At 60.6% G+C, this 17,745-nt stretch carries 19 protein-coding genes and 1 tRNA gene; 13 read left to right on the top strand and 7 right to left on the bottom strand.

Going from position 1 to position 17,745, the window contains the following annotated elements; genetic code table 11:
* From NKH02_RS14905 to NKH02_RS14895, 3 genes are read left to right on the top strand one after another with little or no spacing between them, the layout of a single operon-like run.
* Positions 1-993 (top strand): tail fiber domain-containing protein, encoded by a 993-nt coding sequence (locus NKH02_RS14905; RefSeq protein ID WP_352879678.1) that lies wholly within the window; start codon positions 1-3, stop codon positions 991-993.
* Positions 990-3,377 carry a phage tail tip lysozyme gene (locus NKH02_RS14900; protein ID WP_352879676.1) on the top strand — a complete coding sequence of 796 codons (2,388 nt, stop codon included), beginning with the start codon at positions 990-992 and terminating at the stop codon, positions 3,375-3,377. The genes NKH02_RS14905 and NKH02_RS14900 overlap by 4 nt, the downstream gene beginning before the upstream one ends.
* On the top strand, positions 3,377-5,503 hold the full coding sequence (locus NKH02_RS14895) for a hypothetical protein (protein WP_352879674.1): 2,127 nt from the start codon (positions 3,377-3,379) through the stop codon (positions 5,501-5,503). Before NKH02_RS14900 ends, NKH02_RS14895 begins: the two co-directional genes overlap by 1 nt.
* On the opposite strand, the gene NKH02_RS14890 is transcribed toward NKH02_RS14895, so the two are convergent.
* Complete coding sequence (locus tag NKH02_RS14890) at positions 5,438-5,683, bottom strand: hypothetical protein (RefSeq protein WP_352879672.1); 246 nt, start codon at positions 5,681-5,683, stop codon at positions 5,438-5,440. The genes NKH02_RS14895 and NKH02_RS14890 overlap by 66 nt on opposite strands.
* A gap of 848 nt (positions 5,684-6,531) precedes the next feature.
* Positions 6,532-6,741: a hypothetical protein gene (locus NKH02_RS14885; protein WP_352879670.1), complete on the bottom strand. Its 210-nt coding sequence runs from the start codon at positions 6,739-6,741 to the stop codon at positions 6,532-6,534.
* Between the two features lie 787 nt (positions 6,742-7,528).
* Here NKH02_RS14885 and NKH02_RS14880 point away from each other — a divergent pair.
* From NKH02_RS14880 to NKH02_RS14865, 4 genes are all read left to right on the top strand, one after another.
* Positions 7,529-8,392 (top strand): ATP-dependent DNA ligase, encoded by an 864-nt coding sequence (locus NKH02_RS14880; RefSeq protein ID WP_352879668.1) that lies wholly within the window; start codon positions 7,529-7,531, stop codon positions 8,390-8,392.
* A gap of 76 nt (positions 8,393-8,468) precedes the next feature.
* The gene (locus NKH02_RS14875; RefSeq protein WP_352879666.1) at positions 8,469-8,711 is read left to right on the top strand and encodes a hypothetical protein; all 243 of its coding nucleotides are present in this window, start codon (positions 8,469-8,471) and stop codon (positions 8,709-8,711) included.
* 117 nt (positions 8,712-8,828) lie between these two features.
* Entirely contained in the window at positions 8,829-9,014 is a 186-nt protein-coding gene (locus NKH02_RS14870) for a hypothetical protein (RefSeq protein ID WP_352659956.1), read from the top strand.
* Positions 9,015-9,032: 18 nt separating this feature from the next.
* Positions 9,033-9,353: a YybH family protein gene (locus NKH02_RS14865; RefSeq protein WP_352879665.1), complete on the top strand. Its 321-nt coding sequence runs from the start codon at positions 9,033-9,035 to the stop codon at positions 9,351-9,353.
* A 52-nt stretch (positions 9,354-9,405) separates the two neighbouring features.
* Here NKH02_RS14865 and NKH02_RS14860 read toward each other — a convergent pair whose 3' ends face one another.
* Together NKH02_RS14860 and NKH02_RS14855 are read right to left on the bottom strand one after the other, a co-directional pair.
* On the bottom strand, positions 9,406-9,780 hold the full coding sequence (locus NKH02_RS14860; protein ID WP_352879663.1) for a hypothetical protein: 375 nt from the start codon (positions 9,778-9,780) through the stop codon (positions 9,406-9,408).
* 89 nt (positions 9,781-9,869) lie between these two features.
* Positions 9,870-10,151, bottom strand: coding sequence for a helix-turn-helix transcriptional regulator (locus NKH02_RS14855; RefSeq protein WP_352879661.1), 282 nt, complete (start codon positions 10,149-10,151; stop codon positions 9,870-9,872).
* Between the two features lie 52 nt (positions 10,152-10,203).
* Here NKH02_RS14855 and NKH02_RS14850 point away from each other — a divergent pair, with 52 nt between their 5' ends.
* The 4 genes from NKH02_RS14850 to NKH02_RS14835 all read left to right on the top strand — a co-directional run bounded on the left by NKH02_RS14850 (position 10,204) and on the right by NKH02_RS14835 (position 12,185).
* Positions 10,204-11,031, top strand: coding sequence for a hypothetical protein (locus tag NKH02_RS14850; RefSeq protein ID WP_352879660.1), 828 nt, complete (start codon positions 10,204-10,206; stop codon positions 11,029-11,031).
* Positions 11,028-11,333 carry a hypothetical protein gene (locus NKH02_RS14845; protein WP_352879658.1) on the top strand — a complete coding sequence of 102 codons (306 nt, stop codon included), beginning with the start codon at positions 11,028-11,030 and terminating at the stop codon, positions 11,331-11,333. Before NKH02_RS14850 ends, NKH02_RS14845 begins: the two co-directional genes overlap by 4 nt.
* Positions 11,334-11,505: 172 nt before the next feature.
* Positions 11,506-11,934: a hypothetical protein gene (locus NKH02_RS14840; RefSeq protein WP_352879656.1), complete on the top strand. Its 429-nt coding sequence runs from the start codon at positions 11,506-11,508 to the stop codon at positions 11,932-11,934.
* Positions 11,931-12,185, top strand: coding sequence for a hypothetical protein (locus NKH02_RS14835; protein WP_352879654.1), 255 nt, complete (start codon positions 11,931-11,933; stop codon positions 12,183-12,185). Before NKH02_RS14840 ends, NKH02_RS14835 begins: the two co-directional genes overlap by 4 nt.
* A 90-nt stretch (positions 12,186-12,275) precedes the next feature.
* Here the strand turns inward: NKH02_RS14835 and NKH02_RS14830 are convergent.
* The 3 genes from NKH02_RS14830 to NKH02_RS14820 all read right to left on the bottom strand — a co-directional run bounded on the left by NKH02_RS14830 (position 12,276) and on the right by NKH02_RS14820 (position 15,956).
* Positions 12,276-12,350: transfer RNA gene (locus NKH02_RS14830), tRNA-Glu, on the bottom strand.
* A gap of 304 nt (positions 12,351-12,654) precedes the next feature.
* Entirely contained in the window at positions 12,655-13,905 is a 1,251-nt protein-coding gene (locus tag NKH02_RS14825; protein WP_352872139.1) for a YcbK family protein, read from the bottom strand.
* 215 nt (positions 13,906-14,120) lie between these two features.
* Positions 14,121-15,956 (bottom strand): PHA/PHB synthase family protein, encoded by a 1,836-nt coding sequence (locus NKH02_RS14820; RefSeq protein WP_352879652.1) that lies wholly within the window; start codon positions 15,954-15,956, stop codon positions 14,121-14,123.
* Between the two features lie 98 nt (positions 15,957-16,054).
* Here NKH02_RS14820 and NKH02_RS14815 point away from each other — a divergent pair, with 98 nt between their 5' ends.
* The gene (locus NKH02_RS14815) at positions 16,055-16,447 is read left to right on the top strand and encodes a hypothetical protein (RefSeq protein ID WP_352879651.1); all 393 of its coding nucleotides are present in this window, start codon (positions 16,055-16,057) and stop codon (positions 16,445-16,447) included.
* A gap of 44 nt (positions 16,448-16,491) precedes the next feature.
* Positions 16,492-17,709, top strand: coding sequence for an LL-diaminopimelate aminotransferase (locus NKH02_RS14810; protein ID WP_352607046.1), 1,218 nt, complete (start codon positions 16,492-16,494; stop codon positions 17,707-17,709).
* The last annotated feature ends 36 nt before the right edge of the window (positions 17,710-17,745 follow it).

Genomic DNA, 17,745 nt, shown 5'->3' with positions numbered 1-17,745 from the left:
ATGTGCGCTCCCAAAGCCCCGGCTCCGCCCGATCCGAAAGAGACCTCCGCCGCGTCGACTTCGACGAATGTCGGCACTGCGGTTGCGAACGCCAATCTTGGCAACGTCAATCAGGTGACGCCCGATGGGAGCCTGACCTATAACCAATCGGGCACCTACAAATGGAATGATCCTTACACGGGCAAGTCCTATGACATCCCGACGTACACGGCCACGCAAAGCCTGACGGATGCCGGCAAGGCGATCAAGGACCAGACCGACAGCGCGCAACTGAACCTTGGCAAGCTCGCCAATTCGCAGTCTGCTTTCCTGAACGACTTTCTTGCCAAGCCGGTCGACCTGTCGAACGACGCGACCGAAGGCCGGTTGATGGATCTCGGAATGAAGCGCCTCCAGCCGGCGCTGGACGCTCGTCGGCAGGCGAACGAGGCCGATTTGATCAACCGTGGCATTCGGCCCGGTTCGGACAACTACGCCCAGGCGCAGAACATTCAGGACCAAGGCGAAAACGACGCCTACAACTCGCTGCTGCTGTCCGGTCGTGGGCAGGCGGTGCAAGAGGCCTTGGCCCAGAATTCGGCGCCCATCAACAACCTGACGGCGCTGCTGTCCGGCTCACAGGTCAGTCAGCCGAATTTCGTCAATGCGAACATGCCGACCATACCGACGACCGACACCGCCGGGCTGATCAACACGAACTATAATCAGAAGCTCCAAGCATGGCAGCAGGACGCCGCCGGCAGTAGCGATCTGATGGGCGGTCTCTTCGGCCTCGGTGCGAACCTGATCAAATTTTCAGACCGCCGCCTGAAGAAGAACATCCGCGCGATCGGCACTTATGCGAACGGCCTGACGAAATACGTCTTCGAATATCTCTGGGCTGATGGCGAACAGGTCGGCGTGATGGCTGACGAGGTTCGCGCCTATCGGCCTCACGCCGTGACGACAGTCAACGGGTTCGATGCTGTCGACTATGGGAGGGCATTCGCATGACCGCGCAGCCGGGTTTCATCTTCGGCGGAGACACTGGCGTCCAGACGCCGGAGGAACTCGCGCGTCTTCGCGCCATCGCTGACGCCCTTCGTGGTCCTGTGGCGCCGAAGACGGCAGGGCAGGGCCTTTCTGCCATCGGCGAGGCTCTTGGCTACCGGATGGCCAACAACCGGGCAAACAAGGCTGAAACCGACTGGCGCAAGGGTGGCGACGGCGTGTTTTCGGCTCTGTTCGGCTCTAGCGCCACCGGATCGGCGCCGGCCGCTGCTGGCGGGGCTCCTACGGTCGACAGCGGCAATGTTGCAGCGCCTGGCTTGGGCGGCGCGGCTGGTCCTGCTCCGGACCTGACCGGCAACGACATCTATTCCGGTTTCATGGACACGGTGAAAAGCAAGGTAACCAATCCAAACGGTCTAGCTGCCGTGGCATCGACCGGGAACGCGGAAAGCCGGTTCCAGCCTAAGAATGCCTTTGGTTCATGGTCAGACCCGAGCGAAAGCGGCGCGGCCGGAACGGCGGGCGGCATCCTGTCTTGGCGCGGCCCTCGCTTCGAAGCAATGCGCAACTTCGCGGCCAAGAACGGCGGCGATCCGAACAATCCTTCGCCGCAGCTTCAGGCACAGTATTTCCTTCAGGAAGACCCGACACTTATTGACCGGCTGAACGCGGCGAAGTCGCCGACCGAAGCGCAGCAGGTCATGAACAACGCATGGAAATTCGCCGGCTATGACCGGGCGGGCGGTGAGGCCGGGCGCCGTATCGCCCAGGCCAATTCGTTTGTATCGCGGTTTGCAGGCTCCCCTGCCGATCCGGTCAAAGTCGCGAGCCTCGACCCATCTGCCGGAATGGCCGCAGCGGCTCTTGCTGGCGCGCCTCCAGTGACGGCCCAGCCACAGAACCCCGCCCAGGCCCTTGCGGGCGGCCCGCCTGCACCAATGCCGGTCCAATCACCGCGCGCCGCTGGTGGTGGTGGCGCGCCCATGCTTGGCGCGAAGCCCGCACAGGGCGCTATTCGCACGGGTGCGGACGGCAAGACATATCAGTATGTCGAGACGACCGGCATGGCTGGCGCGACAGGTGACCACGGATGGATTCCGGTCAACACCGGAGCGGCACCCAGCGCAGCCGGCAGCGTTCAGGTTGCGGATGGCGGCCCGACCGTCCCGCAGCTCATGAAGGCGGCGACAGATCCACGGTTGAGCCCTGAACAGCGCGGCGTCGTTGGCATGTTGCTGAAACAGAAAATGTCCGCTGCCGACCCAGCGACGCAACTGGAGATGGAGAAAAACCGTCTCGATATGGAGAAGACCCGTATTGAGACGGAACGCCTGCGCAATCCGCAGATGACGCCGGCCGAAAAGGCGCGGCTCGATTTCGACGAGCGCAAGCTCCAGTCTGATCAAGACAAGCTGATTGAAGTTGGCGGCTCGCTGGTCGATCCGAAAACGCATCAGGCCGTTTACACGGGTCAGCAGACTGATTGGGAGAAGCTTGACGACGGCACGCTTTACAATAAGCGCACGGGCGAAACGAAGGCTGTCGCGGCATCCCCCGGCGGCGGCCAAGGCAACATGTTCAAGGGGAATGCGGTCGACGCCCAGGCGCTCAACTGGCTGGTGAACAACAACAAGGTCACGCAAGAACAGGCGGCCCAGATCGCGGCCGGCAAGACCATCACCGGCCCGAACGGCGAATTGATGTTCCTCACGCCTTCCGGCATCGTTGCACAGATGCCAGGACAGGCACCGCAGGCTATCACGCCGCCGAGCGCTGGCGGCGCTGCTGGCCCCGCTGCGGTGGCTCCGGCTCCGGCACCAGCCGCGCCCGTGCTGCCACCTCCTGCAACCCCTGCGTCACCAGCGCCGACGAGCCCGCGCGCGGCAAACCCGCCGCCTGCCGGGAATGGCGGCATCGTGCCTTTGACCGGCCCCAAGGTGAACACCAAGGGTCCGAACGAGGCGCAGCAGCGAGACGCCAAGCTTTATGATGTCGTGGCGCCCGAGTTGAAGATTGTAGAGGACAATTTTGGCGCCCTTTCCAATCTGTCGGATCAAGCAATTTCGGCGGTTCCCTACGGCTCCAATTACGGCGCCGACTATCTGAAGTCACCGGAATATCAGCGCGCCTCGAACTCTCTGAAGACAATCATCGCGTCCTACCTCTACAGCGTGTCCGGTGCCACGGCGGCGCCTGCCGAAGTGGAAAATCAGGCCTCCATTTTGACGCCCAAGCCCGGCGAAGCGAAGGAATCGGTTGACGACAAGCTGGCGCGCGTCCGGGCGATGGTGGACGCGATCAAGAACAACCGTGGCGAGGCTCCCGCAACATCCAGCGGCGGAGCTGGCACGACGAGCAACGGCTTGAAATGGAGCATTGAACCCTGATGGCAACGCTCAATATCCAGGGCCTGAAGGTCAAGGTCGACGACGCATTTCTCTCGATGAGGCCGGAGCAGCAGAGCGCGGCAGTTGAAGAGATTGCAAAGTCGTTGCCTGCGGCGGCCCCTACGGGCAGCGCGGCCGACGCCGACGCGCGGGCGAAGGCCGGGATCGTACAGGCACAGCAGATCATGGCCGCTGGCGGCCCTAAGCCAGAAGACGGCCACGATGCGCCTACATTTGTTCCAAACCCGGATATGGGCGCTGCGGGAACCTACCTCACGTCGACAGGCGAGGGCGTACCGATCGCCGGCCCCTACATCGACAAGGGTCTGACTGCCGCGTCCGCCGGCATCGGGTCGCTGTTGACAGGTGAACCCTATTCCAAGGTCAATGCCGAGATGACCCGCATGAACGAGGCGAGCCGCGAGGCTCACCCTGTCGCGCGGACCCTGGGCAATGTGACGGGAGCAGTTGCCGGGACATTGCCGGCAATGATGGCCGCCCCGGAGGTGTTTGGTATTGGCGCTGCGTCGAAGCCTCTGCAATATGGCATTAGCGCGCTTTCTGGAGCCGCGATCAACGGTGTGGATTCTGCTGTGCGTTCGGGGGGAGATATCAAGGAAGCCGGCAAAGGCGCCGGGATCGGGTTTGCGACTGGCTTGGCTGCGCCATTCTTGGCGCCGCTGATCGGCAAGGGCGTGAAGGCCGTTGCCGACAACCTTCACATTGGCGCAGTCGCGCGCGCTCTCGGGCTCGACAAGAATGCCGCCAAGGTCTTGGCGGGCGCTGTCCGTCAGGATGCCGTTGATCCCGCTGCACTGTCGCAGCTCGGCGACAATAGCATGCTGATGGATCTTGGCCCGAACATGCGGCACACGGCCGGCGCTATTGCCGCCACGCCTGGCGAGGGCAAGACCATCGTTCGAAACGCCATCGGCGCACGCGATGCTAATGCCAACTGGCGTATCCGGTCGGCCCTTGATGAAACGCTTGGCGAAGCTCCCACGCCCTCGCGCATCATCGATCGAGCCAACACCAATCAACAGCGCCTCGCGCCTGAATATCGAGAGGCTTTGCGCGATGCTGGCCCGGTCGACACATTGACGATTGCCCGATATCTCGAAACCGAAGCCCAGACATTGCGCGGGGAGCCGCAGCGCCTTGTGCAGCGTGTCCGCACGATGCTGGACCATCAGCCTACGCCGGCCGACATTGCACGGGCTCAGGCCAATGGCCAACCGCCTCCCGGCACGTCTCTAGTTTCGGACGCCAGCGAATTGCTGAACACTCGGCACGCCATAGACGACATGCTGGAGACGACCGAGGGAACGAACGCCGTCAACGCCCTGACAACGGCGCGGCAGGCTGTCGACGACGAGCTTCGAGCATCGGTTCCCGGCATCAAGGAAGTTGACGCAAAATATGCAGAGCTGGCCCGGCAGAAGGATGCCGTTCAGCGCGGCCAGTCCGTCCTTTCAAGCGGCCGGGAAGCGCCGCGTCCCGACGAACTCGCCGCAGAAGTCCGGCAAGGCGCGTTGCCACAAGGGCTGCAAGTCGGGCCGTCCGCTGTGCCGCTGCGGTTGCGTGAAGGCGCTCGGGCGGAGATAGAGCGCATCGTAGGCACCAACGCAAACGACCGTGTGGCGCTACAGCGGCTCATCAAGGGCGAAGGCGATTGGAACAGGGCTCGTCTGTCGACGCTGTTCGGGTCCGATAAGGCCCGCTCCATCATCGATCTGCTCGACCGGGAAAAGCTGTTTGCCGATACGTCGAACATCGTCACGCGCAATTCGGAGACGGCGGCGCGTGTCGCTGCTCGTGAAGCAATTGATCCCGGCAACGCCCCCGGTTTTGGCCTGCGCGAAGGGTTCATTGCCGGCGGCGCCCGTGGTGCGGCCCGAGCCGCTGGCATGCGGACAGTGGATAAGGTCATTGACGCTTTGAACAACGGTGGAAATGAAAAGGCGGTAACCGACATGGCACGCACCCTGACAGGCGGCCCGCAACAGAGCGCAGTACTGGAGGCGCTTATGAAGGCCGGCCGGGGATCTCGGCTTCAACAGTCACAGGTCGATCGTGTTGCGCGCGCGCTGTTGCTCAGCGGCCCCGCTGCGGCCAACCGCCCTTGAATACCGCTCTTTACGGTCCTCATAGTACCAGATGAGCAGGACTAGGAGTGTGCCCACCATAAAGCCGACGACCAGGCCCATCATGAATTTTGGCTCAAGACTGCTAAGAAACCAGTCTAGCCCCTGATGCAGTACCGCCAGCACCGCAATCGTAATCACGGCGGCAATGATCTGAAGCACGGTATTCCTGGACATGGGGCGGGAACATATTCCGAAATTGGCGCGAATGAAAGATGAGCGGTGACTGGGTAATGACTGGGTAGGGATACAGTTCACCATTCATTTACGATATTAGCGCAGGCTGAAATTCGGACATGCTAGGTAGCTCGTACATGCCCTTAGCCCCGGTGCAGACCCAGCGCCGGGGCTTTTCTGTTTCGCTACGGCTCGGTAGCGCCTGCCCGCACTCCAAATTCATTGCGACTAGACTTCACGAACGCCTCCGCCATACGGGCTGGAACATCGTCGTCGCTTCAGAACGCATACCTATTGAAGCTGTGGCGGTGGCGTCCCATCGTCCCTCGCCACCACCCCGTCGTCAGAAGCTTTGCGTATCTGTCGAACAATGCCAACTTCTTCGGATAGGTGCGGTAAGTGAGGTGGTGGCAGCCGGAGCAACGATGTTGATCGACAGACTTAAACCAGCGCCCAGGCTTTACAAAGCCCAATCCACATTCCGAGCATCGGAATTCCATCTCAACCGAATGCAGGCTCTGAGAGAGAGAGAGAGAGAGAGAGAGAGAGAGGCATCTTGTCCTTTCCTACAGCCGCTTGAACTCGGAAAGTCCTAGCCGTATTCGCTGGCCTTCCGCATAGGACAGGGCGAACGATTCCAAGTCGAATGTGCGGGTAAGTTCCTCGTCATCGGCCACTATGCGGACGAACCATTCTCCGCAGGCCTCGGCGACTTCAACGCGAGGGGGAGCCCTGTTCGTATTCGCGCTTTCCATCGCAGCCTCCCAGAAAGCAATGGTATACGAAATCATTAAATCTTCGCTTGCACAAAGACAAGGCCGACCCCAGGGTACCTACCCATTCAAGGCATCTGGTTCGACGAGGAATGATGCAGCGATCAGGTCGTCGCCAGCAATCTGGCCGCGACCGTCACCCATAATGGCTGCAACCTTTTGGAAGGTCTTTATTTCTGCCTCAGTTATGCGTGCTGCCCGCACTCTCGCCTGGAGATCAGCCAGGCGCGCCACGAGCGCTTGCGAAGTCTCGACTTCAAGGTTCACCATCTTAATTTGTCCGGTTGAGTGGCGATTGACGTGCACGTTCTGTGCCCGGCCCACAAAAACACTGCTCCGCGCCAAACGTTCCCTTTGTGGGGCTTCGGTCTCAATAGCGACGGGACCAAAGTCCTCCCGAAAAACGCAATGGTCCTGCAGCCGGATTTAGCCGGAACCCCGCTATGAAATGATTGTTGTTTCAGTCGTGAAATCGGCACAGCTACGTCCGTTCCTGTGCTGATAGGACCCGCAGCTACGATAGCTAGCGGGTCCTTATTTTCAAGTTTGCGCCAGCGTCAAACGATTAGGGGAACTTAATTTGCCGCCCCCCAGGAATGACAATCAGCCGCCACCGGCACGATGGCAGAATAGCGCTGGGGTGCTTCTTGCTGCCGCTGCCCTGATCTCATCCTTATCCGCCCTGCTCCTGGCGTCCTGGATGTTTGTATGAGCGGGGCGTCAACTTTCTCGCGATAGTGGTTGGCGGACACTCCTCGTTGTCGACCGCTCACACGATTTTCAGGCGGTTATTCCACGATGACAAGCAGCGGCTTGTGCTTTGGCTGTTCGTGCCAAATCACTTGGCGAAGGTCGCGCATGTCGACCTGCTGACCGCAAATCGGGCAGGTGTAGAAATTGTCATGCTCATCGGCCGGCTCACCGTCGTGCGCCTTACCAGGGATTGGCGGTCCAAGGTCGGATAGGTTCGTCATAGCTATCAAACATTCAATTCGTCTAAAATGTTCCGGAACCATTTTAGCGCGCGCTAATTGAATCGCACTATGCGAGTCAGCGCATGCCTCTGAAGTTCATCAATCCCATGGAGCCGGAGCTGGTGGACACGCCACCGCAGGGCGACGAATGGCTTCATGAGATCAAATTTGACGGGTATCGCACTCAGATTATCAAGGATGAAAACGGGATCCGGCTGTTCACCAAGAACGGTTACGACTGGACCGGCCGCTACATCGAACTTGCCGGAGAGGCGGAGGCGATCGAGGCGGAAAGTTTCATCATCGATGGCGAAACAATCACGGTCAACGAGGCCGGCCTGTCCGACTTCCACGCTCTGCAATCAGCCGTCACCCGCCGTAAGCCGTCGCGCGACCTGTATTTGGTGGCGTTCGATCTCCTGCACCTGAACGGGCATGACTTGCGCAACATGCCGGTGGAAGACCGCCGCGAAATCCTGCAGGAACTGATTCCAGCCGTCGGCCGCATTCAGGTCAGCAAAGCCATGCCCGGAACAGGCGACGCGGTTTACCACCTGGTCGACAGGGCGGGGCTGGAGGGCATGGTCTCGAAGCGCAAGGACAGCGTCTACCGCAGCGGGCCGACGATGAACTGGCGCAAGATCAAGTGCTATGCCGAAAAAGAAATGGACATCATTGGCGTGCAGCGCGAGGCCGGAAAGCCCGCAATGGTGCTCATGGCCGACAAGGGCCAATATGCCGGCGGCGCTTTCGTTGCCTTCAAAGCCGACAAGCGTCAGCGACTATGGGATCGTGTGCAAGGGAAGGTCGGCGGACCAGTGCCGATCGGTCTAAAGAAGGAAAAGGCCGAATGGCTGAAGCCTGGTCTCGTCGGCCGCGTGAGGTTCCTGAAGGGCGAGGAGAGGCTCCGCCATGCCAAGCTGCTCGATTTCCGGGATAAGCAATAGCCAGCGCTTGCAGCAGTCGAGATCAGGAATATAATCCTCTAGTTGCGGCGACATCCCTCAAACGGAGTTCGCTATCATGGCTAGATCAAAACCCTCAAAGCAGTTATCCCAGGCTGAAATCGAGCGCTTTCTGGTGGCAGCGGAAGCGCTGCACCTGAGCATCATCAAGCCGTTCATATCGCCGCATTGCGACCACTACAGGCAGACGCGCGTCCTGCATGAGGTGCTGTTGAACACCGTCCGGGAAGTCACGGGGAAGGAAGTGGAGTTCATCCGGTGGAACACCACAGGGCCGGTGCGCCCGCCTTCGGCTGCATAGCGCCCACTTCCGTACGACCATTCCAGCAGATCGGCGTCAACGCCGCTTGGTTTCATTCTGTGACTTTCCGTCCCAACCGGCTTACCATTTCTGGCTGCCGCGAAGGGAAGAGCGAATATGGCCTTTACTGTCATCTGGTATGGACGACAGGGCATCGTCGCCAAGGAAATGTTCGACGCCGAAAAAACGGCAAAGGATCATGCAATCTCCATGTTTCAGACCCGGAAGGGCGACGATGGAATCGTGTCCGTTGAAATTCGAAAGGAAAACGGCACTGTCGTTTTTAGCCATGCGGAAAACTAACAAAAAAGGAGCAGGCTTATGTCAATCCGCGATGAACTGCAGAGGGTTTGGGACATCTACGTCGCGGCATACCGCGCCGGGGATGCTGCCGGTTGCGTGTCCATATTTACCGATGACGCTGAAATGCATTCTCCGTATGCGCCGCCAGCACGCGGCCGCGCGGCAATAGAGGCGCTGCATGCCATCTGGACCCAACATGCCGCCCCCAACAAAACACTTGCTGTGATCGAGACAGGAGGCTCCGGGAATCTGGCCTGGTCTTCTATTCGGAAGGTGAGGGGACCGGAAACGAAACTTCGCTCAGCGTCTTTCTGCGTCAGGCCGGCGGAGGCTGGCTGATCCGGATGTGTAGCCTGAACAGTAGCGACCTGGCAGAATAACCGACCATGCCTTAGATGACGTTTGCCGCTCTAACGGCTGCAATCAGAAACAGCATGAGAGATCCGACTGCGACAAGTGGCGTAATCCAGAATGTCACTAGCGCGAGGTACTTTTTCCCGACGGTGAGCGATGGTTCCCTACCTTCGCGGATGGCCCTCAAGACATGGGCATAGACGTTGGCGACCACAGAGAAGTTGATCCATGCTAGGCCACCGGCCACAAGCGTCGTGGCAACGCCGTAGATGAGCAACGGGCCGCACGCCTGATATAGCCGAGCCGTTGCTGCTCCTGCCTGCGAGATTGCCAAGAGGGAGCCGGCATGCACCGCTAAAAGCGACGCTAGAACCCACTTGCCGTACTCATATTGTCTTTCAAGAGCTCCCAACAGCAACTCCTTGTGGAGCTGGTACTGGGTTTCGACAGGGATCGGCGACGTTCGCAAAGCTGCTTGGAGGGGCTTTGGACCGGGGCGCCTCATTTCTTCAGCCTCACGCCAGCGCCGCCACCATTCTCTGGGATGAACTCAACGCCGGCTGATTCAAGCGTCGTTTGGATCGCCCTCAGCGTCGAGGCTTTAGGATCAGTTCCGCCGCTTTCGATATTGTTGAGACCTGTCGTTGAAATGCCTGCGCGCTTCGCAAGTTCGGCTTGAGTGAGGCTAAGCATGGCTCGCGCGCCACGTATTTGTTCGGGTGTGATCATGCGCCCTGAATACAGGGTAATTGTTTTTTTATCAACTCTGCTTGACGTTTTCAATACTTGTGGTTAGCTCAACCCCGCTAGAGAAATTGTCAACCGGAGTGACCCCATGCCGAACACCTCTGTTCGGGCAGCCGCCGAAGGTATGCCTGAGATCAACCGCCGCCGCCTCCTGCTGGGCCTCGCGGCTGCTTCAACCGCCGCCGCTGCCGTAGCGGTCGCGCCTCATTCTCGTGCTGCGCCAATCGAGGACCGGGAACTGATCCGCCTTGCCGAAGCGCTGCCGGCCAAGGTCGCGGAATACCTGGCTGCACAAAGGGAGGCCGACAAGGTCTCCAAATACTGGAAGAGCCAAGTATGGGCGCCCGACGAACTGACTGTGCCGGGCACTGCCGCTCCATGGGAAGGGCGTGCAGATTCGCAGCCCGGCCAGGCAGAAACAACGGTGCTCGGTGATTATCTATGGCGTGCCGGTGACAAATTCCCGCGTCGAATTGTCGTCAAGTCTTGGCACGTTCACCGGAAGCTAAAGGAAGCGCGTTGCGAAATGCGCAAAGCTCTCAAAGCGAGCCGGCTCGCGGACAGTCTTGACCTTGAGCTTGAGATTAGCCGGCTTGAAAAGCTGAAGGTGTCCGCCGACACCTACGAGCGAGAGCACGCCAAGGTCAGCCGGGAGGCGAAGGAGGACCATGGCAAGTTCTGGCCCATCGCCGGGGAATTGCACGAGGCTCTTGAGAAGCATGTGGCGGCCATCATGAACGAGACCGATCTGACGATGGAGGGTTTGGTCATCAAGGCGCAAGCGTTGGCCGAGTGGGACCAAACTGGTCGGGCGGCCGGACATAGTTTCGGCAACGTCGCATTCAGGCACGGCAAGGCCTGGCACGGGCAGATTGCCGCGTCGATCCTTCGCCATGCGATAGGCGGTGCAGCATGAGCGCGCTGGCCTGCCTCCCTGACCCGACCATCCGCCGCTCGATCGAAGACGAGATTGAGCGGCTGATTTCCCTGCTCGACCTCGTAGAGCCGGACCCGGATCTGGAACTGTATCTGGCTGGCGGCGGGGCCGAAGTGTTCGGCATCAACGACAGGGAAGGGGACGCCAGCGATGATGAGCCGTCCTTGGGCTGGACCGTGGCCACAAACCAGACGGTCGCCTTGATGGGCGGCGCCAACCCTTTCTTTCTGGACGGCGAAGTGGACGGGGGCGATTCACCCGAGCAGCCAGACCATTACTGAACCTTGCGCAATTATGCGCTAAGTGGCCCGCTGCCTCTCGGTGGCGGGTTTTCATATAGCGGTGGGGACTAACGGGATTAGCGGTACTAACTTTTGCGACCCGCTAGCGGCTGCCAGCGCAGCTCATCATCATCGGCCAAGCATAACCTTAACCATTCTGAGGTTTGCCGAGATGCCTGAGACGAAGGAACAGCGCGAGCGCATGAAGGCGCGTGGCTATTACCGCACCGACGAGTATCGAGCGAAGTCCCGCGCCAAACGCGAGAAGGCCCGCGCCAACTACAAAAAAAGAGCACGGTCAGAAGCTCAACTAGCGGCGGAGCGGCGCTATGCCAAGGGTAGAGTTCAAGCGCCGAAGGTCTTCACTGATGCTGAAAAGGAGAAAAACCGCGAGAAAAACCGCAAAAAAGATCGAGCCCGCGTGGCTGCACGAAAGCAGGATCCCGAGAAACGCAAGCGCTACAACGAGAAATCTTGTCGGCGACGTAATCGGCAGCGGGCGATTAAGCTTTACAAGTTTCCAAGTGCTGTCGATCGGCTCCATCTGCTGGCAAAGAAAGCGCTGCCACCTGGGTTGCCGCGCTGTACACGGATGACGTGATTTCTGAAATCACGCTGGCGATATTTCTCGGTACGCTAGTGGAAAAGGACCTCGGCAAGCGAGCCGGTGAGTTTCTCCGCGCTTACAACCGCGAATACGACAGCTTCAAAACGCTCTCGCTCGATGCCCCGATGGGTGGCACCGATCTGCGCAGGATTGATTTGCTGGAGGCGCCAGCTCCCTATGAAGGTGATGACGACGAAGAAGACGAAGATATCTTAATGCTGAAAGGGCAGCATTTTCGGCTGTGATTGTGCGTGAACGTTCGCCAAGATTCGCTGCGCTTATTCGATGCTTATGTGACGCTTGAGGGGAAGAACAAGCTAAGTGCTTGAAAAGTCTGGTACGCCCAAGGGGAATCGAACCCCTGTTACCGCCGTGAAAGGGCGGTGTCCTAACCGCTAGACGATGGGCGCGCTCAGACGAAGCGGCTTATACTGGCGTTGCGCGCAACCGGCAACCCGTCAGGTGCCACCTTGGGCAAGTTTTTTGCGAGCTGTCGAAGCGGCACATTCGCCATGGCTGGGCAAAGCGCCAGCATGCCTTGGCGATCAGCGGAAACGCCCATCGCTTCGTCATCCTCGGGTCTGCGCCGCCATCGCTTCGCTCCTTGCCCCGCCCGTGGATGACGAAGTGCGGAAGGCTTAGGCTGATCAGGACGTCAGGGATGGTCCAACGGAACGATCTTGGCTGCCAATAGGCCTCGTCTGCTCCGCGCCGCTAGCCGTCGCCACCGCCGCTGCGCCGGCGGCAACGCCAGTTCCAGTCGCGCTCGGGCCCGACATCGACGTGAACCGATTCTGTGTGGCAATAGGTGCCGACGCCGCCGCGGCCGGGCATGGTTCTGATGTAGCTCGCCAGTTCCCATTTCGAAACGCCGGGGACCTGGATGTCGGCTGCGGCGCAATACATGTGCAGCGAATTCTTGGCGCCGTTGGCGCGGCGGTTGCGGGCCGGGTCGCGATAGCCCGAAGTCACCGTCATCTTGCGGCCGTAGTGGCCTTCGATCGTCTTGAGCACGCGGACCAGCGACGGCTTCAGGCAAGCCACATCGACGCTCTCGTTCTGCTTGAGCAGCCCGTTGGGCGCCAACCGGGCCATGCCGGCGGCGGACGCCATCTGATAGGCGCCAGCGCCTGTACCTTCGTCCTCGTTGAGGTCGACGTCGCTTTCATCGTCGAGGCCGGACTTGCGCTTGATTTCGAACAGGGCTGTCTGGCGCACGCCGGGCAGGGCGTCGCTACCGGTGATGTGGCCGGTATCGCCACCAAGCGAAGCCAGTTGCACCGGCTTTGCCGCGGAATTGGCCGAGGCAAGCGTGATGATCGGCTTTGCCGCCGCTGGCGCTTCTTTGGCCTGCACTGTTGGCTGCTCGCCCGACCGGGTGTTGATGAGGGGTGCTGATGTCGCCGAGGCCGGTGTGGTGCCAAACATCGAGGCCAGGAAACCTCTTTTCTTCGGTGCTTCGGGCTGCGGCATCTCGCCAGCCGTCACATAGACCGGATTGTCCATTGCTGGTGCGGCTGCCGGCTTCGGCGCATTCACGCCGGCATCGGCGGCAGCGATCTTTTCGGCGACCGCGTCGCTCTGCTGGGTCGCCGGTGCCTGCTGCTGCAAGGACTGAGGCGTTTGTCCGATAATCGTCTCGGTGCCGGCCGGCGTGGTCAGCGGAAAGGCGGCTTGGGGCTTGGCTATAGGGACATAGGCGACCTTCTCGGGAAGTGCCGTATCGCTCGCCGTCATCACGGTCGTCTGCTCGGTCGTGACCTCGGACGAATCGGCGACCGCGGTCGGCGTGGCGCTGGAGGCGGCATTTATGTCCGATGCCGTGGCGTTATAACCGGGCATTCCAACCGACATTGTCGGGTCACCAGCCGAGGTGCAGGAGGCCAGAAGCAATGAACAGAGCGCTGCCACGATGGCGCGGCGTTCTCCCTTTGCGAGGCTCCATCCTGCTGATTTCAAAGCCAAATTCCCCCTCGATGTCCGGTCGGTATATCCCTGGTGCGGCACCGATACGCCGCGTCAAGGTGACCTTTGTCTCCGATCCGGAAACGAGACCTGTGTCAAATCCGCAAGCCTGGAAGTATTTTTGCGGCGATTGCCGAATTACGGCTGCTTGATGGTTGACTACACCATCTCGCCCGCTTTTGCCGGTGCGTCAACTCACCAGACATTACAGTCCGTTACACACGCACCTTCACATAGGTCCCGGGAGCATCTCCCAAGGTTTTCATATGCTTGCCGGGTTTGCGGGCGGGCACGCGGGTGTTGTCCTTGGTCTCTATCCAGTCTTGCCAGTGCGGCCACCAGGACCCTGGATGCTCGGTGGCCTTGGCAAACCACTGGCCGAAATCGCCCGTCGGCGTATCCCCGGTCCAGTACTGATATTTGTTGGATGCCGGCGGATTGACGACGCCGGCGATATGACCGGATCCGGCCATCACGTATTCGACCTTGCCGCCGAAATATTTCGAGCCGAGGAACACCGAAAGCGCCGGTGCGATGTGATCTTCCTTTGAGGCGAGGTTGTAGACCGGGATGGTGATGTCGCCGAGCGAGACCGTGTGGCCCGCCAGTTCCATCATGCCTCGCGAGAGGTTGTTCTCGAGATAGCAGTTGCGCAGGTAGAAAGAGTGATTGGCCGCGCCCATGCGGGTCGAATCGGCATTCCAGTAGAGCAGATCGAAGGGCAGGGGATCCTTGCCGCGCATGTAGTTGTTGACGACATAGGGCCAGATCAGGTCGCCGGAACGCAGCATGTTGAAGGCGGTCGCCATCTTGGTGCCGTCGAGATAGCCCTTTTCGCTCATCGACTTTTCGACCGCCGCGACCTGCTCTTCGTCGACGAACACTTTCAGGTCGCCGGCATGGGTGAAGTCGACCTGCGTGGTGAAGAAGGTCGCCGACTTGATGCGGTCGTCGCCTTCGCGTGCCATCAGCGCCAGTGCCGCCGCCAAGAGCGTGCCGCCGACACAATAGCCGATCGCATTGACGTCGCTTTCGCCGGTGGCCTTCTCGACCGTGTCGAGGCCGTATTGAAGGCCCTCGCGGATGTAAGCCTCCCAGCCCTTGGTGCCGTGGCGCTCGTCCGGGTTGATCCAGGAGATGACGAAGACGGTATGACCCTGTTCGATCGCCCAGCGGATGAAGGATTTCTGCGGGTTCAGATCGAGGATGTAGAACTTGTTGATCCATGGCGGGCAAATCAGCAGCGGTCGCTTGAGCACCGTTTCGGTCGCCGGATCGTACTGGATGATCTCGGCGACATCGCTGCGGCCAACCACCTTGCCGGGGGTGGTGGCGATGTTCCTGCCGATCTCGAAGGGCGAGTAGTCTGCCTGGCGCAGCTTCAGGTCGCCCTTGCCGGCGGCGATGTCCTCGGCCAGCATTTTCATGCCGCGCACCAGGTTCTCACCGTTCGAGGCGACGGTTTCGCGAAACAGTTCCGGATTGGTCAGGATGAAATTCGACGGCGAGATGGCGTTGGACACCTGCTTGACGTAGAAGCCGGCCTTGTGGCGGGTGTGCTCGTCGAGGCCCTCGGCGTGCTCGACCAGATCGGCCGCCCAGCGCGAGGTGACGAGATAGGCCTGCTTGAGGAAATCGAAGAAGGCGTTGCGGCCCCATTCCGGGTCGAGGAAGCGCTTGTCGCCGCGCTCCGGCTTGACGGCGTCTTCGGTCTCTTCCGCGGCGTTGCTGGTGCGCTGAATGGCGTTGGCCCAGACCGTCATGTAGCCGGAGAACAACCGCGTCTGCGCCTCCAGCGCGCGCTGCGGATCGGACAGCCAGTATTCGCTGAGCTTGGAAAATGTCTTCACCATGTCGACGACCGGCTCGGCGACGTGATCGCGTACCTCGCCTTTTTCACGCGGCTCGGCCCAGGCGGAAGCGGCCTTGCCGGCCTGCTCGATCATGCGCGCCATGTTCAGGGCGAAGCGTTCCGGGTCCTTCACCAGATATTGCTCGACGGTCGAAGGCTCGTCATCTTCCGCTTTGCCCGAATCGGGTGTTTTGGACATGGTTGGCGGGGTTCCTCCCGAGGCCTTTTCTTGACATATTAACATGGGACATCCGACCGGGTCCAATCTCGCTCTACCCCGGCTGCCAAGGAAACAATATGACGATTAATTTTGGCGAGACTGTTTTTTTCGGCGCCGGACGTTTTTGCCGCATCGGCGCGGCGATCGTCCTCATGGGGATTGCCGGGTGCTCGAGCACCAACACCAGTGGCCCGACGCCGGTTGCCGTGAGCGCGGGACCGAAGGATACCGGTACCTTTCCGAACCTGAACATCAAGCCGCAAGTGGCGGCGCCGCAGTTCACCGAAGCCGAGAAGAACGCCAAGCTTGCGCAATTGAAGGCGGATGAGAATTCGCAGGCGGCAAAAGGCGGCGGTCCGAAGGTCGCCAATCAGGCGGCGCTGACGGATCTCGCCAAGAAGCACGGCGACGAAACGCTGAAGCAGATCGAAGCCAAATGCGACCCCGCCCTCGACCCTACCTGCAAATAAGTATATAGCGCGCGCCCAATACCCCTTTGCTGTCTGGAACTGCCATGGAAGAATTTCACAAGGTCCGCCGGCTTCCGCCTTACGTCTTCGAGCAGGTCAACCGGCTCAAGGCCAGCGCTCGTTCGCGCGGCGCCGACATCATCGACCTCGGCATGGGCAATCCGGACCTGCCGACGCCCAAGGCCATCGTCGACAAACTGTGCGAGGTCGTGCGCGATCCGCGTACTCATCGCTATTCCTCGTCGCGCGGCATTCCAGGCTTGCGCCGCGCCCAGGCCAACTATTACGCCCGCCGCTTCGGCGTGAAGCTCAACCCCGACACGCAAGTGGTGGCCACGCTTGGTTCGAAGGAAGGCTTCGCCAACATGGCGCAGGCGATCACCGCGCCGGGCGACGTGATCCTGTGCCCGAACCCAACCTATCCGATCCACGCCTTCGGCTTCATCATGTCGGGCGGCGTCATCCGCTCGTTGCAGGTGGAGCCCGATGACGGCTTCATCCCGGCGCTCGAGCGCGGTGTCAAGCATTCGATCCCGAAACCCCTTGCGCTGATCCTCAACTATCCGTCGAACCCGACGGCGCTGGTCGCCTCGCTCGACTTCTACAAGGATGTGGTGGCGTTCGCCAAGAAGAACGACATCATCATCCTGTCCGACCTTGCCTATTCGGAAATCTATTTCGACGGCAATCCGCCGCCTTCGGTGCTGCAGGTGCCGGGCGCGATCGACGTCTGCGTCGAGTTCACCTCGATGTCGAAGACCTTCTCGATGCCTGGCTGGCGCATGGGCTTTGCGGTCGGCAACGAGCGGCTGATCTCGGCGCTGACCAGGGTGAAATCCTATCTCGACTACGGCGCCTTCACGCCGATCCAGGTGGCGGCGGCACACGCGCTCAACGGCGACGGCGCCGACATCGCCGAAGTCCGCGACATCTACCACAAGCGCCGCGACGTGATGGTCGATGCCTTCGGCCGCGCCGGCTGGACCATCCCGGCACCGGCGGCATCGATGTTCGCCTGGGCGCCGATCCCGGAGCCGTTCAGGCATCTCGGCTCGCTCGAATTCTCCAAGCTGCTGATCGAACATGCCGACGTGGCGGTAGCGCCGGGTGTCGGCTTCGGCGAACATGGCGACGATCACGTGCGCATTGCGCTGGTCGAGAACGAGCACCGGATCCGGCAGGCGGCGCGCAACATCAAGCGCTTCCTGGCAACCAGCGCCAAGCAGCCTAACAATGTCGTGCCGCTCTCCGCTCATCGGTAAGCTTGCCGCAGACAATTTCGAATTTTGAGGGACGTC

The organism is Mesorhizobium sp. M1396 (assembly GCF_040317725.1).
Classification (GTDB): Bacteria; Pseudomonadota; Alphaproteobacteria; order Rhizobiales; family Rhizobiaceae; genus Mesorhizobium.
Note: the sequence above shows the minus strand (reverse complement) of the source record. Positions and strands in the feature narration are given on the sequence as shown.